The organism is Borborobacter xinjiangensis (assembly GCF_047739745.1).
Taxonomy (GTDB): domain Bacteria; phylum Pseudomonadota; class Alphaproteobacteria; order Rhizobiales; family Rhizobiaceae; genus Pseudaminobacter.
This window is the reverse complement of the sequence record NZ_JBLLVA010000043.1, coordinates 14072-28353: the sequence shown is the minus strand read 5'-3', so window position 1 is coordinate 28353 and position 14282 is coordinate 14072. Positions and strand designations below refer to the sequence as shown.

Here is a 14282-nt window from a genome sequence, read left to right as displayed (position 1 = left end):
CATGCGCCGCATCCTCAGGAAGATCGCCGAGGACGATTTCGGCGCGCTCGGCGACACCTCAACGCTTGCCGACCCCTCCGTCGTCGACGACCTCATCCAGAACCGCCAGAACAGGAAATAACGGGGAAGCGTTCGGCAGCGAATGAAAAGGCCGCAGGCGGGCGCCTGCGGCCTTTTCATTTCGATAAAACCAGCCGATCAGTTCATCGTCGGAATGACGAACTCGGCCCCATCCTTGACGCCGGACGGCCAGCGCGAGGTGACCGTCTTGGTCTTGGTGTAGAAGCGGAAGGCATCGGCGCCGTGCTGGTTGAGGTCGCCGAAGCCGGAGCCCTTCCAGCCGCCGAAGGTGTAATAGGCAATCGGCACCGGGATCGGCACGTTGATGCCGACCATGCCGACCTGCACGCGCGAGGCGAAGTCGCGGGCGGCATCGCCGTCACGCGTGAAGATGGCGACGCCGTTGCCATATTCGTGCTCATTAGGCAGTTTCAGCGCCTCCTCATAGTTCTTGGCGCGCACCACCGAGAGCACCGGCCCGAAGATCTCTTCCTTGTAGATGCGCATATCCGCCGTGACATTGTCGAACAGGCAGCCGCCCATATAGAAGCCGTCCTCATAGCCCTGCATCTTGAAGCCGCGGCCGTCCACCACCAGCTTGGCCCCTTCCTTGACGCCGAGATCGACATAGCCCTTGACGCGTTCAAGCGCTTCCTTGGTCACCAGCGGGCCGAAATCCGCCGAAGCGTCGGTCGACGGGCCGACCTTGAGGCTCTCGACGCGGGGCACCAGCCTTTCCATCAACCGATCGGCCGTCTCATTGCCGACCGGCACCGCAACCGAGATCGCCATGCAGCGCTCGCCGGCCGAGCCATAACCGGCGCCGATCAAGGCATCGACCGTCTGGTCCATGTCGGCGTCAGGCATGATGATCATATGGTTCTTGGCGCCGCCGAAGCACTGCACGCGCTTGCCGGACGCACAGCCGCGCGAATAGATGTATTCGGCGATCGGGGTCGAGCCGACGAAGCCCACCGCCTTGATGTCCGGATCGTCGAGAATGGCGTCGACAACCTCCTTGTCGCCGTTGACGACGTTGAGGACACCAGCCGGAAGGCCGGCCTCGATGAACAGTTCGGCAAGCCGCAGCGGCACGCCCGGATCGCGCTCCGAAGGCTTCAGAATGAAGGCATTGCCGGCAGCCAGCGCCGGGCCGATCTTCCAGAGCGGAATCATGGCGGGGAAGTTGAACGGGGTGATTCCCGCGACCACGCCGAGCGGCTGGCGCATCGAATAAGTATCGATGCCGGTACCAGCGCTGTCTGTGAACTCGCCCTTCATCATGTGCGGAGCGCCGAGCGAAACTTCCACCACTTCCAGCCCGCGCTGGATGTCGCCCCTGGCGTCAGCAATGGTCTTGCCGTGCTCGCGCGCCAATATGTCGGCGAGCTCATCATAGTCGCGGTGCACCAGCTCGATGAACTTCATCAGCACGCGCATACGGCGCTGCGGATTGGTCGCCGCCCATTCCGGCTGCGCAGCCTTGGCGTTCTCCACCGCCGCCCGCAGCTCTGCGGCCGAGGCAAGCGCCACCGTGCCGCGCACGGTGCCATCCATCGGCTGCATGACGTTCTGCTTGCGCCCGCTGGTTCCGGCGACGCGCTTGCCGCCGACGAAGTGCCCATAATCGACCATGATGTTTCTCCCTGGAGTGTTCGGTTGCCGCATTGTCCCGCTTTGGCGGATCGTTTGCAACGCGACAGGAAAAGCACCCGTTGTGCACGAAATAATGCACCGGCTCGGTTGCGCTTCATTTCCCGCAAATGATAGCGAAGACCAGAAACGCTGGCTCATGGAAGTCGTGAGATGAACTGGGACGACGTGCGCATATTCCTGGCGGTTGCCCGCGCCGGACAGATCCTGGGCGCCTCGCGCCGCCTTGAGCTGAACCACGCCACGGTGTCGCGACGGGTCGCCGCCCTTGAGGAGACGCTGAAAACAAAGTTGTTTCGGCGGCTGACCACCGGCAGCGAACTGACGGCCGCCGGCGAGCGCTTTCTCAATGTGGCCGAGCGCATGGAAGCCGATATGATCACCGCGCGCGCCGAAATCGCCGGCGACGGACACGACATAGCCGGAACGGTGCGCATCGGCGCGCCCGATGGCATCGGCGTCGCATTCCTGGCGCCGCGGCTTGGCCGGCTGACCGGCATTCACCGCGATCTGAAGATCCAGCTTGTTCCTGTGCCGCGCTCGTTTTCGCTGTCGCGGCGCGAGGCCGACATTGCCATCACTGTCGAACGCCCGACCGAAGGGCGGCTCATTGCCAGCAAGCTTGTCGACTATACGCTCGGCCTGTTCGCCTCGCGGGCCTATGCGGCAGAAAACGGCCTGCCGCAAACAGCCGCCGAACTCACCGCCCATCGCCTGATCGGCTATGTCCCCGATCTCGTCGCCAGCCCCTCGCTCGACTATGCCGCCGAATTCAGTCCCGACTGGAACGCTGGCTTCTCCATTTCCTCGAGCCTCGGCCAGACGGAGGCCGTGCGCGCCGGTGCCGGCATCGGCATGCTGCACACCTTCATCGCACGGGCGATCCCCGAACTCCTACCAGTGCCGGCCGCGCCGCCGATCCGCCGCGCCTACTGGCTGGTCTATCACGAATCCATGCGGCCGCTGCGCCGCATCCAGGCCGTCGCCGAATTCATCACCCGCGAAATCGACCGGGAACGGTCGCTATTCGTCTGATGCCGGGCGGCGCCGGCTTCGAGAGCCGCCAGCGCCAGCTCAGGCGGCCTATTCAGGCGTAGCGGTCGATGCCGAGCTCGCTGGCGTCGATCTCCGGCTTGCGGCCGGAGATGATGTCGGCAAGCACGCGGCCCGAGCCGCAAGCCATGGTCCAGCCAAGCGTGCCGTGGCCGGTGTTGAGGAAGAGATTGCCATAGCGCGTCTTGCCGACGATCGGCGGGCCATCCGGCGTCATCGGCCGCAAACCGCTCCAGAAAGTCGCTTCCTTGACGTTCCCGCCATTGGGAAACAGGTCGGAAACCGAATGTTCCAGCGTGGCGCGGCGCGCCTGGTGCAGCTTGAGATCATAGCCGGAGATCTCGGCGGTGCCGCCGGCGCGGATTCGGTCGCCAAGCCGAGTGATGGCGATCTTGTAGCTCTCGTCCATGACCGTGGAAACCGGCGCGGCGTCGGCATTGGTGATCGGCACGGTGATCGAATAGCCCTTGACCGGATAGACGGGCGCCGAGAGCCCGAGAGGTTTGAGCATGATCGGCGAAAAACTGCCGAGCGCCACCACATAGGCATCGGCCGTAAGCAGGCCGGCGCTGGTGGCGACGCCTGTGATCTTGCCGCCTTCGGCGACGATTTTATCGATCCGCGTGCCGTAGCGAAAGGTCACGCCGCGCGACGCGCAAAAAGACGCCAGCTTTTCGGTGAACATCTGGCAGTCGCCGGTCTCGTCGTTCGGCAGCCGCAGGCCGCCGACGAATTTCTCGCGCACCGCCGCCAAAGCGGGTTCGGCGGCGATACAGCCCGACTGGTCCAGCACCTCGAAGGGGACGCCGAACTTCTTCAGCACCTCGACGTCGCCGCCGATGCCGTCAAGCTGCTTCTGCAGCCGGAACAACTGCAGCGTGCCCTGGCTTCGCTCATCATAGCTGATACCGGTGAACTGGCGCAGCGCCATCAGGCAGTCGCGGCTGTATTCGGCGATCGGCACCATGCGCGCCTTGTTGATGGCGTAGCGGCCGGCAGTGCAGTTGCGCAGCATCTTGAACATCCACGACCACATTGCCGGATCGAGATGCGGCCGCACCACCAGCGGACCGTAGCGCATCAAGAGCCACTTGATCGCCTTCACCGGAATGCCGGGGCCGGCCCAAGGCGAGGAATAGCCGGGCGACACTTCGCCGGCATTGGCAAAGCTGGTTTCCTGCGCCGGCCCGCTCTGCCGGTCGACCACCTCGACCTCATGTCCCGCTTCCGCGAGATAATGGGCGGCGGTGACGCCTATCACGCCGCTTCCCAAAACCAGAACTTTCATTCTCGATGCCCCTTGAATTGTCGCAGGTTCCGGCCGGAAGCTGCTTAGACGTGCTTGTAAATGCGATGAAAGCGGTGCCCGAGATCGGTGAGCACCTCATAGCCGATCGTGCCGGCATGACCCGCAACGACGTCGAGCGTCTGGTGCGGGCCGATGATCTCGACCAGATCGCCGGCCGCCAGCGCGCCTTCCGGCAGCGCGGAGATGTCGATGATGATGCTGTCCATCGAAACCCGGCCGATGAACGGCAGCCTCACCCCGTCGAAATAGGCGCCGGCGGCTGCGCGCCGGTGCCAGCCGTCGGCATAGCCCAGCGAAATCGTCGCCGCGCGCAATGGGCCTTCCGTTCGAAACGTGTGGCCGTAGCCGACGCCGGCTCCGCCGGTGAGGGTTCGCGTCTGGATGACCTTCGCGGCGAGATGGGCGACGGCGCGCATCGGATTGGGCTGACCGGGGGTCGGATTGATGCCGTAAAGCGCGGCTCCCGGCCGGACGAGATCGTAGTGGTAGTCTTCGCCCAGGAATATGCCGGAAGAATTCGCCAGCGATGCAGGTGCGGCGGGCAGCAGCGCGCGCAGCAGGTCGAAAGCCTTCTTCTGTGCCGCATTGGCCGGATGCGCCGGCTCGTCGGCACAGGCGAGATGGCTCATCACCAGCTTCACCTCGACGCCTTCGAGCAGGCTGGCATCGGTTGCAAGCTGCTCGACCTCCTCGGGCGCCATGCCGAGCCGCGACATGCCGCTGTCGACCTGGAGGGCGGCGGGCAGTTTCCGGCCGATTGCGTTCGCTGCCGCGCGCCAAGCAGCGAGCTGTTCCAGGCTGTTGACGACGGTGATCAATCCGGCCGCCACACACGCGCCCTCCGCGCCCGGCGGCGTTCCGTTCAGGACGTAGATATCCGGCCCGCTTCCCAGCACATCGCGCAAGGCCAGTCCTTCGCCGACATGAGCAACAAAAAACGTGTCGCATCCGTCCGCGGCAAGCGCGGTCGCGACTTCCGCCGCGCCGAGCCCGTAGGCATCGGCCTTGACGACGCCGGCGCAACGCGCCTTACCGAGGCGAGCCTTCAGCAGCCGGTAGTTGTCGCGCACCGCCTCGAGATCGATCGTCAGCACGGCGCCAGCCTCGGCAAGCCCCGGCTGCCCGCGCGCTGACTGCACGTCCTGATTTAGCGGCGAATGGGCCGCCTGCCCCGGTCGTTCGACCATTCGATCCATTCCGTCATTGCCCCTGGCGCACCAGCCCAAGGATCGGAAACGATTCCTGGAACGCGTTATGCGCGGCTTCGAACCTACAGCATCTGTGGCGCGCGTTCGACGCGGCGCTGCAGGATTGGCTTTCAGTAATGCTTGAAATGAGGCGCGGCAACTCCCGCCACTGATGCACTCAGGTACAGTGTATTGGCTCAGACCGGCAAAATTGTCTTATTTTTCAGTTGTGCGCCTTCACGCCGCCAGATGGCGGAAGGCCGCGACGACTTCTTCATAGACCTTGCGCTTGAAAGGCACGATCAGCTCCGGCAATTCCGCCATCGGCTTCCACGCCCATTGATCGAATTCCGCCTGGTGACCGCAGGGTGGCGGGTTGATCGTTATTTCGCTCTCCTGGCCCTCGAAGCGAAAGGCAAACCATTTCTGCATCTGGCCACGATATTTGCCTTTCAAGGCCACGCCGACCTTGTCGGCCGGAAGATCGTAGTTGATCCAGCCGGGCGTCTCGGCAAGCAGCGTCACGCTTTGCATGCCGGTCTCTTCGTAAAGCTCGCGCCGCGCCGCCGGCAACGGCTCCTCGCCCTTGTCGATGCCGCCTTGCGGCATTTGCCAGAGCCGGTCAGCTCCCGCCATCTCGCTGTCGGCCGGGGCGATGCGCCGGCCAGCCCACACCAGTCCGGCGCTGTTCAGAACCATGATGCCGACGCAGCGCCGATAGGGCAGCGTTTCCGGGTCGATCTTTTTGGTCATGATGTCCCTCAGCTTCGTTCCGGATCTGTGACCACCGCCGAGACCGGAACGATTTCGATGCCGCGCCGCTTCGCCTCGTTGACCCAGGAGGAAACCGCGTCGACAGTCACATCGAATGCCGAGCCTGTTCCGATGGCGACCCCCTTGGCGCGCGCGATGCCTTCGAGTTCGTCCAGTTTCTTCAGGATCGCGCCACGGTCCCGCACCTGATCGATGGCCGCATCGCCTATCGCGAACGGAACACCATTCTTCAGCGCAAGCTCGGGCGCTGTGCTACGTGCCGAGGAGCCGTCGTCAAGATAGAGCAGCCCGCGCTCGCCGAGTTCGGCCATGACCGGCTGCAATGCGGCCGGATCGGCAGCAAAACGCGCGCCCATATAGTTCATCACGCCGGTGTAATTGGTCGTGCGCGACAGTGTCCAGCGCAGATTCTTCAGATTTTCTGCTTCGCTCGCGGCGACCGTCAGCGTGTTCCGCCCCGGATTGACGTTGGGATAGTCAAACGGCTCGAGCGGCAGCTGCATGATGATCTCATGCCCGCTGCGGCGGCTTTCCTGCATCCAGCGGCCGATGCTGTTGCCTTGCGGTGCAAAGGCCAGCGTGACCTCAGGTGGCAGTTTGGCGATCGCCTCCTGCGTGCCGGTCTGCGACAGGCCAAGGCCGCCGATGACAATGGCCACGCGCGCGCCGCGCGCACCCGACCAGGGTCTCGCATAGACATCGACGGGCCGCCTGCCGTCAGCTGCGCGGATCGGCAGCGGCCCCGTCTCGCTCTGTTCGATCAGCGCCTTGTCGGCCAGATGCGCGACGCGCAGGTCCTGGCCGATGGCGGAAGGATCGCGAATGACGACTACACCGGCCCTCGAGGGATCGGGCGGCTGGACATGGATGATCGACGGGCTATCCGCGGTAGCATCCAGCTTGGCCGCCGATGTGCCGGCAGGCTTGGCGGTCGCTTCCAGCTCGAGAGGAACATTCATCTCGGGCGTGACAACCGCAACGACTGGCGGGCGCCGAAAGGGCTTTTCGCGAAAGGCGATGGCGCTCGAAGCGGCAATGATGGCCACCGCCGCCAGCGCTGTTGCGATGGTTGCAGGCGTCAATGAAACGCGGCGTCGGGCAGAGCGCGGGCCGCCAGTGGTCAGCCCCAGCGGCCGATCTATGTCCTTTTCCGCTGGCGACAAACCCCACCCCTTCGCGCCATGGCATGCTGCGGTGGAGCGGCTCCGTTCAACCGGCGAACCGCTCCTTTCGTCGTTCTACGGTGACAGCCGAGCGGCCGACACCGAGACACTATTGCTGGTTCATCACCGCCTTTTCGGGATTGGGCGGAAATGCTGGATCGGTCTTCAGCCCGCGCAGCAGATCGAACGCATAGTTGAGCTGAATGTCGTCCTTGGCTTCCGGCGGCACATAGGCGACCGAGCCGGAGCCTTCGTCGCTCTCCTCGACGCCCTTGATATGCCCCTTGAGGTCGGACTCGCCCCGCGTCACGTCACGGCCCTTCAGTTCGTCCGGCAGCGGCTGGTCGACCTTGATGTCCGGCGTGATGCCCTTGCCCTGGATCGACTTGCCCGACGGCGTGTAATAGAGCGCCGTCGTCAGCCGCAATGCGCCGTTTTCAGCGAGCGGGATGATCGTCTGGACGGAGCCCTTGCCGAAGGACTGGGTACCGACCACGGTGGCGCGGCGATGGTCCTGCAGCGCGCCAGCAACGATTTCCGAGGCGCTCGCCGAGCCGCCATTGACCAGGACGACCAGCGGCTTGCCACCGACCAGATCGCCCGCACGCGAATCGAACCGGGTGATGTCCTTCGGATCGCGGCCGCGCGTCGAGACGATCTCGCCGCGGTCGAGGAAGGCATCCGACACGCTCACCGCCTGGTCGAGCAGACCGCCGGGATTGAGCCGCAGGTCGAGCACATAGCCCTTCAGCTTGTCGTTCGGTATGTCCTTCTTGATCTTCTCGATGGCGCTTTGCAGGTCGTCGAAGGTCTTTTCGGTGAACGACGTGATTTTCATGTAGCCGATGTCGTTCTCGACGCGGAACTTGACCGCCTTGACTTTGATGATGTCGCGCACGATCGTCAGCTCGATCGGCTTGTCGGCGCCTTCGCGCAGGATGGTCAGCTTTATCGAGGTGTTGACCAGGCCGCGCATCTTGTCGACGGCGTCGTTCAGTGTCAGGCCGCGCACTTCCTCGCCATCGATCTTGGAGATGTAGTCGCCGGCCAGCACGCCGGCCTTGGCGGCGGGCGTATCGTCGATCGGGGTAATGACCTTGACCAGTTCGTTCTCCATGGTGACCTCGATGCCGAGGCCGCCGAATTCGCCCTTGGTCTGAACCCGCATATCCTTGGCGGCTTCAGCGTTCATGTAGGATGAGTGCGGATCGAGCGAGGTCAGCATGCCGTTGATGGCGTTCTCGACCAGCGACTTCTCGTCGGGCGGCGTCACATATTGTCCGCGCACGCGCTCGAATATGTCGCCGAAAATCGCCAGTTGCCGGTAGGTTTCCGAGCCCGCCGCATTGGCCGTCGAGCCGGGGGCGCCATAGACGATCGTCATGGCGGATGCGCCCATCAGAGCGCCGGCAAGCAGAAGCGACAATTTACGTACCATTACCTGTCCTTCCAGAACGACGCTCCGCCCACCATGGGGCTGGATCGACGGGTTTTCCATCCTTGCGAAACTCTACATAGAGGTCCGCCCCGGTTTTTCCATTCGCCGAAGGCGCAACGCTGGCCACCCTGGCCTCTCCCATCGCTCCTACCGGTTCACCTGCGAGAACGGACTGCCCCGGCGAGACGCTTATTTTGCTCATGCCCGCCAGAACGATATGATAACCGCCGCCGGCGTTCAGGATCAAGAGTTGTCCATACGAACGGAAAGGCCCTGCATAGAGAACGCTGCCATTCGCCGGCGCGGTGACGATGGCGCCCGATTGTGTCGCAACCATGTCGCCGAGCATCACGCCGCCGTTATCGTCCTTGGCGCCGTAGCGGCGTTCGATGCGGCCGGTGACCGGCAGGGCGATCTGGCCGCGCAGGGCTGAAAATGGCGCGGTCGCTATCAATTGGTTGCCTTCGGGCGGCGCCGAGCGCTCTGCTTCGCGCGCTAGGCGCCGCTCCTCGGCCAGCTTTGCCGCCGCTTCCGCCTTGCGGGTTTTTTCCGCCTGTTTTTCGAGCGTCGCAATCAGTTCCTTCAGGTTGCTCGCGCGCGCCGCCAGATCCTCCGCTTTTGCGCGCTCTTCGCTCATCGCTGCCTCGGTCTGGCCCTGCAGCCGCTGCTTTTCGGCCAGCAGCAGATTCAGTCTTTCCTTCTCGGCCAACTGCTCGCCGACCGACTTCACCAGCCGCTGGCGCTCGGCCTCGATCGATCCGGTCACGCGCGCCATTTCCTTCATGTCGGCCAGCAGAATCTCCGTTTCAGAACGCAGTTCCGGCACGACCGCGCCCAGCAGGATAGCGCTGCGCACCGACGATAGCGCGTCCTCCGGCTTCACCAGGATTGCCGGCGGCGGATTGAGCCCCATGCGCTGCAGGGCGCCGAGCACCTCCGCAAGCACTCCGCGCCGGGCCGCAAGCGACCGGCGGATGCCTTCCTCCTGATCGCGAAGGCCCTCCAGGCGGCCGGTAATGCCCTCGATCTCCTGGCTGAGCTTCTTTTCCGTCTTGGCCGCCTGGATCAGCTCGGCGGTGACCGTCGCATGATCCTTCTTGATGGTCGCCACCTCGGCCGCGAGGCTCGCCAACCGTTCTTCCGAAAGGGTGATTTCGCGGGAGACGCTTTCATATTCGGCCTGCCGCGCCGCCTGGCTGGCGGCGATGGCGGCGGCATCCTGCGCACCGGCAAATCGCACCGAAAACGTAAGCAGCGCCGCAGCCAGCATGCAACGGCATGCCGGCAGAAGGCGCGCTTTCCTGATCTCGGTTCCAAGCATTAGTGAGGCCGCATGTTTCAGGCCGACCTTAGCGGTTTGTTCGTTAACGAACCATCAACCATGATGCGAAGGCCGCCCTGAAGGGAGCTCTGCTAACAATCAGGCGCGATGGTATGGATGCCCTGAAAGGATCGTGGCGGCGCGGTAAAGCTGCTCCGCGAGCATGATACGGACGAGCTGGTGCGGCCATGTCGCCGCCCCGAAGGAGATGACCAGGTCCGCCGCGCTTCGCAAATCGGCATCATGACCGTCGGCGCCGCCGATCGCCAACACGAGGCTGCGCTGACCGCCATCGCGCAACACGCCGATGCGTGCGGCCAAATCTTCCGAAGAGATGTTCCTGCCGCGCCCGTCCAGCAGGATCAGTGCAGTTCCCGGTGCAAGCTGACCTTGCAGCCGTTTGCCTTCTTCGCGGCGGCGCTCGTCGGCGTCCCGCGCGCGGCTTTCCGCCGCCTCGACTACGCCGGCGAATTCTAGGCCAATTGCCGGACCGCTCTTGGCGAAGCGCTCGCAATAACGCTCGGCCAACTCCTTCTCGGGGCCGGACTTCATCCGGCCCACCGCATATATGGTGATCTTCATCCAGCCCCGACTTGCGCAAACGCCCTAGTTCATCGCCAGGATGCGCAGCTTCGATATGCTAGAGCGTCGTTTGTGCGTCCCTTTGGACGCACAGCGCCCTAGTGTACCGTTTCGACCTCGAGGTCCGGCGCCTGCCACATCTTTTCGAGATTGTAGAAGTCGCGGACTTCCGGACGGAAGATATGGACGATCACGTCGCCGGAATCGATCAACACCCAATCGGCTGCCGCCAACCCTTCGACGCGCGCATTGCCGAGGCCGGCATCCTTGAGCGCCTTCAGAAGCTGATCGGCCACGGCCGCAACATGGCGGTGCGAGCGGCCCGACGCGATCACCATGTGATCGGCGAGGCTCGATTTTCCGTTGAGGTCGATGGAGACGATGTTTTCGGCCTTGGAGTCTTCCAGACTGGCAAGGACTGTCTTGATGGCGCGAGACACGGAGTCGTTTCCGTCCATCCCGGCCGGCGAAGGCACGATAGCGGCCTTCTTCCAAAGTGCTGTTCTCAGCGTCTTTCCTTTCGAAACAAGAACAACCATGCCCTGCGTAAGTGCAGGAACACCCTATAGATAGGCAGAGTCGCACAACAGTTTCAAGACGCGCCGCCGCCGTGGACCATCATTGCGTGTCGTTGCGCAAGTTGTTGCGAATTGCGGTCGACGACAGCGACGAGCGCGGCCCGTGGATGAAAGTCCAGGCCGGCGCCTTCATTCGTGCGAGCCTCGGCGCATCCGCTTCGTCGATGCGCGCATGCTCGAACGTCTTGGTCACCACCGACGACAAATAGGCCAGCGTCGCTCCCGGCCGGTCGATCACCGCGATCGGAAAGGTCATGACAATCTCGCGCCAGCGCTGCCAGCGATGGAAGCCGCGCAGATTGTCGGCCCCCATGACCCATACGAAATCGACGCCGGGATTGCGCGACTTGATCAGTTCCAGCGCGTCGGCGGTGAAGCGGATGCGGTGGGCGGCCTCGAGCGCGGTCACCTTGATCCTCGGGTCGGCGGCAAGCGCCTGCGACCGGTCGATGCGCTCGGCAAGGGGCGCAAGCTCGTGGGTACTCTTCAGCGGGTTTCCCAGCGTGACCATCCACCAGAGCTGGTCGAGCGCCAGTCGCCGCAGCGCGATCTCGGCGACCAAGGCATGACCCGCATGCGGCGGATTGAAGGAGCCGCCGAACAGACCGATCTGCATGCCTCTTTCGACATGCGGCATGCGCAGATAGCGTTGGTCAACTCCCGAATGCACGATGTCAGTGACCCCTTCGGCGCAACGCTCTCACGCTGGAGCGGCGACCCTCAAGGCCGCACCTGGCCCGAGCCGCGCACGCGGTATTTGAACGAGGTTAGCTGCTCGACGCCGACCGGACCGCGCGCATGCATCTTGCCAGTGGCGATGCCGATCTCCGCTCCCATGCCGAACTCGCCGCCATCGGCGAACTGCGTTGAAGCATTGTGCAGCAGGATCGCCGAATCGATCTGGTTGAAGAATTTCTCGACGGCACCGGCATCTTCCGCGACGATTGCCTCGGTGTGATGCGAAGAGAAGGCTTCGATGTGCTCGATCGCGCCCGAGACGCCGTCGACCAGTCTCACGGCGATGATGGCATCGAGATATTCGGTCACCCAGTCGGCGTCGACCGCCGGCTGCGCCTCCGAAAACATCCTGAGCGTCTCCTCATCCGCACGGATTTCACAGCCGGCCTGCCTCAGCGCGCTGAGAACAGGCACCAGATGGCTTGAGGCCACCGCACGGTCGACCAGCAGGGTTTCGGCCGCGCCGCAAATGCCGGTACGCCGCATCTTGGCATTGACGGCGATATCCACCGCCATGTCGAGCTTGGCCGAAGCATCCACATAAAGGTGACAGATGCCCTCGAGATGCGCGAACACCGGCACGCGCGCTTCGTTCTGCACGCGCTCGACCAGGCTGCGGCCGCCCCGCGGAATGATCACGTCGAGATTGCCCGAGAGCCCTTTCAGCATCTCGCCCACCGCCGCGCGATCCGGCGTCGGCACCAGTTGTATCGCATCGGCCGGCAGGTCGGCCGCCCACAGCCCATCGACCAGACAGGCATGAATGGCGGACGAGGAATTGAGCGAATCCGAACCCCCGCGCAGGATGACCGGATTGCCGGCCTTGAGGCAGAGTGCGCCGGCATCGGCCGTCACGTTGGGCCGGCTTTCATAGATAACGCCAATGACTCCGAGCGGGGTCCGCACCCGCTCTATATGCAGGCCGTTGGGCCGGTCCCATTCGGCGGTGACCTCGCCCACCGGATCCTTGAGCTCGGCAATCGCCCGGACGCCCTCGGCGATGGCCCGGATGCGCTTCGCATCGAGCTTCAGGCGATCCAGGAAGGAGTCGCTGAGCCCCGCTACCTCGCCGTTCTTCATGTCGATGGCGTTGGCCTCGAGAATCCTGGCTTCGCCTCGCAGAATCGCCTCAGCCATTGCGATCAGGGCGGCATGCTTGCGCTCGGCGCCGGCAGTGGCAAGCGGTCGCGCCGCCGCGCGCGCCTTGCGGCCGATCTCGGCCATCAGCGATACCGTATCCCGATCGGAGTTGTTCTGTGTCATCAGCATCGCTCACCTTCCGCCTGCGCCGGCGCGATAGCCCCTGCAGCGCTTACCACCAGATCGTCCCGATGGATCATGGCCGAGCGCGCCTCATATCCGAGAACCGCGGCAATCTCGCCGGTTTTCAATCCGGCGATCCTTACGGCATCTGCGGCATCATATGCAACCAGGCCGCGCGCGATCTCGCGACCGCTCTGATTGACGATCGCCACCGTATCGCCACGCGAAAAACTGCCGCTGACCCGCTTCACGCCAGCCGGCAACAGCGACTTTCCGGACATGAGAGCGCCTATCGCCCCCGAATCCACGACCAGCACTCCGGCCGGTTCGAGCTGGCCGGCGATCCAAGTCTTGTAGCCCTTCACCGGATGGGTGCTCGGCTTGAAGAAGGTCGCGCGTTCGCCCCGTTCGATGGCCATCAACGGGTTCTGCCGCGTTCCGGCGGTGATGATCATCGCCGTGCCGGCCGCCGTCGCGATCTTGCCGGCGTCGAGCTTGGTCTTCATGCCGCCGCGCGACAATTCGGATGCGGCCGCTCCAGCCATCGACTCGATATCCGGCGTGATGCGGTCGACCACCGGGATGAATTTCGCCGACCGGTCCTGTGCCGGCGGCGCGGTGTAGAGCCCGTCTATATCGGACAATAAAACCAGCAGATCGGCGCCCATCATGGTGGCGATGCGCGCCGCCAGCCGGTCATTGTCGCCATAGCGGATTTCGGTCGTCGCCACGGTGTCGTTCTCATTGATGACCGGCACCGCCTTCAGCTTGAGCAGCGTCGAGATCGTGGCCCGAACATTGAGATAGCGGCGCCGCGCCTCTGTGTCGCCGAGCGTCACCAGCACCTGCCCCGACTTCAACCCGCAGCGGGCAAGTTCGTCCGACCAGGCCCCGGCAAGGGCGATCTGGCCAACCGCCGCGCAGGCTTGGCTTTCCTCAAGCTTCAATGCACGCCTGCCAAGCCCAAGAATCGTACGGCCGAGCGCGATGGCGCCGGACGACACCACCAGCACCTCGGCACCGCCGGCGGCAAGCTCCGCAACGTCGTCGGCGAGCGAGGCAAGCCAGTCGCGCTTCAACCCCATCGCGCGGTCGACCAGCAGGGCCGAGCCGATCTTGACCGTGATGCGCCGGTATGACTTCAACGAATGCAGCGACATGGA

The 14282-nt window shown here is 64.2% G+C and carries 13 protein-coding genes; 1 reads left to right on the top strand and 12 read right to left on the bottom strand.

The features are described from left to right. Nucleotides 1–198: 198 nt before the first annotated feature. A complete protein-coding gene (locus ACLKMW_RS24655) occupies nt 199–1695 on the bottom strand; it encodes a CoA-acylating methylmalonate-semialdehyde dehydrogenase (protein ID WP_415727170.1) in 1497 nt (498 codons plus the stop codon). A 171-nt stretch (nt 1696–1866) separates the two neighbouring features. Between ACLKMW_RS24655 and ACLKMW_RS24650 the strand changes: the two genes are divergently transcribed. Further along, on the top strand, nt 1867–2748 hold the full coding sequence (locus ACLKMW_RS24650; RefSeq protein ID WP_415727169.1) for a LysR family transcriptional regulator: 882 nt from the start codon (nt 1867–1869) through the stop codon (nt 2746–2748). Between the two features lie 52 nt (nt 2749–2800). On the opposite strand, the gene ACLKMW_RS24645 is transcribed toward ACLKMW_RS24650, so the two are convergent. The 11 genes from ACLKMW_RS24645 to proB all read right to left on the bottom strand — a co-directional run bounded on the left by ACLKMW_RS24645 (nt 2801) and on the right by proB (nt 14273). Further along, nucleotides 2801–4054: a D-amino acid dehydrogenase gene (locus tag ACLKMW_RS24645; RefSeq protein ID WP_415727168.1), complete on the bottom strand. Its 1254-nt coding sequence runs from the start codon at nt 4052–4054 to the stop codon at nt 2801–2803. 44 nt (nt 4055–4098) lie between these two features. Then, nucleotides 4099–5262, bottom strand: coding sequence for an alanine racemase (gene alr, locus ACLKMW_RS24640; protein WP_415727167.1), 1164 nt, complete (start codon nt 5260–5262; stop codon nt 4099–4101). A gap of 237 nt (nt 5263–5499) precedes the next feature. Next, nucleotides 5500–6015 carry an RNA pyrophosphohydrolase gene (locus ACLKMW_RS24635; protein WP_415727166.1) on the bottom strand — a complete coding sequence of 172 codons (516 nt, stop codon included), beginning with the start codon at nt 6013–6015 and terminating at the stop codon, nt 5500–5502. An 8-nt stretch (nt 6016–6023) separates the two neighbouring features. Then, nucleotides 6024–7199: a divergent polysaccharide deacetylase family protein gene (locus ACLKMW_RS24630; RefSeq protein ID WP_415727164.1), complete on the bottom strand. Its 1176-nt coding sequence runs from the start codon at nt 7197–7199 to the stop codon at nt 6024–6026. Between the two features lie 109 nt (nt 7200–7308). Then, complete coding sequence (locus ACLKMW_RS24625) at nt 7309–8637, bottom strand: S41 family peptidase (protein WP_415727162.1); 1329 nt, start codon at nt 8635–8637, stop codon at nt 7309–7311. Next, nucleotides 8627–9907 (bottom strand): murein hydrolase activator EnvC family protein, encoded by a 1281-nt coding sequence (locus ACLKMW_RS24620; protein ID WP_415727161.1) that lies wholly within the window; start codon nt 9905–9907, stop codon nt 8627–8629. The genes ACLKMW_RS24625 and ACLKMW_RS24620 overlap by 11 nt, the downstream gene beginning before the upstream one ends. Before the next feature lie 150 nt (nt 9908–10057). Beyond that, nucleotides 10058–10540, bottom strand: a complete 483-nt coding sequence (gene rlmH, locus ACLKMW_RS24615; RefSeq protein WP_415727160.1) for a 23S rRNA (pseudouridine(1915)-N(3))-methyltransferase RlmH — start codon at nt 10538–10540, stop codon at nt 10058–10060. Between the two features lie 98 nt (nt 10541–10638). Beyond that, entirely contained in the window at nt 10639–11016 is a 378-nt protein-coding gene (gene rsfS, locus ACLKMW_RS24610) for a ribosome silencing factor (protein ID WP_415727173.1), read from the bottom strand. A 142-nt stretch (nt 11017–11158) separates the two neighbouring features. Continuing rightward, on the bottom strand, nt 11159–11755 hold the full coding sequence (locus ACLKMW_RS24605) for a nicotinate-nucleotide adenylyltransferase (RefSeq protein ID WP_415727172.1): 597 nt from the start codon (nt 11753–11755) through the stop codon (nt 11159–11161). 83 nt (nt 11756–11838) lie between these two features. Then, nucleotides 11839–13119 carry a glutamate-5-semialdehyde dehydrogenase gene (locus tag ACLKMW_RS24600; protein WP_415727159.1) on the bottom strand — a complete coding sequence of 427 codons (1281 nt, stop codon included), beginning with the start codon at nt 13117–13119 and terminating at the stop codon, nt 11839–11841. Beyond that, nucleotides 13119–14273 (bottom strand): glutamate 5-kinase, encoded by a 1155-nt coding sequence (proB, locus tag ACLKMW_RS24595; RefSeq protein ID WP_415727171.1) that lies wholly within the window; start codon nt 14271–14273, stop codon nt 13119–13121. Before proB ends, ACLKMW_RS24600 begins: the two co-directional genes overlap by 1 nt. Nucleotides 14274–14282 lie beyond the last annotated feature (9 nt).

Coding starts and splice junctions, on each gene's coding strand:
- alr (WP_415727167.1), bottom strand. CDS start 5,262: ATGGTCGAACGACCGGGGCAGGCGGCCCATTCGCCGCTAAATCAGGAC.
- ACLKMW_RS24625 (WP_415727162.1), bottom strand. CDS start 8,637: ATGGTACGTAAATTGTCGCTTCTGCTTGCCGGCGCTCTGATGGGCGCA.
- ACLKMW_RS24655 (WP_415727170.1), bottom strand. CDS start 1,695: ATGGTCGATTATGGGCACTTCGTCGGCGGCAAGCGCGTCGCCGGAACC.
- ACLKMW_RS24635 (WP_415727166.1), bottom strand. CDS start 6,015: ATGACCAAAAAGATCGACCCGGAAACGCTGCCCTATCGGCGCTGCGTC.
- ACLKMW_RS24645 (WP_415727168.1), bottom strand. CDS start 4,054: ATGAAAGTTCTGGTTTTGGGAAGCGGCGTGATAGGCGTCACCGCCGCC.
- rlmH (WP_415727160.1), bottom strand. CDS start 10,540: ATGAAGATCACCATATATGCGGTGGGCCGGATGAAGTCCGGCCCCGAG.
- ACLKMW_RS24650 (WP_415727169.1), top strand. CDS start 1,867: ATGAACTGGGACGACGTGCGCATATTCCTGGCGGTTGCCCGCGCCGGA.
- ACLKMW_RS24600 (WP_415727159.1), bottom strand. CDS start 13,119: ATGACACAGAACAACTCCGATCGGGATACGGTATCGCTGATGGCCGAG.
- ACLKMW_RS24605 (WP_415727172.1), bottom strand. CDS start 11,755: ATGCCGCATGTCGAAAGAGGCATGCAGATCGGTCTGTTCGGCGGCTCC.
- ACLKMW_RS24620 (WP_415727161.1), bottom strand. CDS start 9,907: ATGCTGGCTGCGGCGCTGCTTACGTTTTCGGTGCGATTTGCCGGTGCG.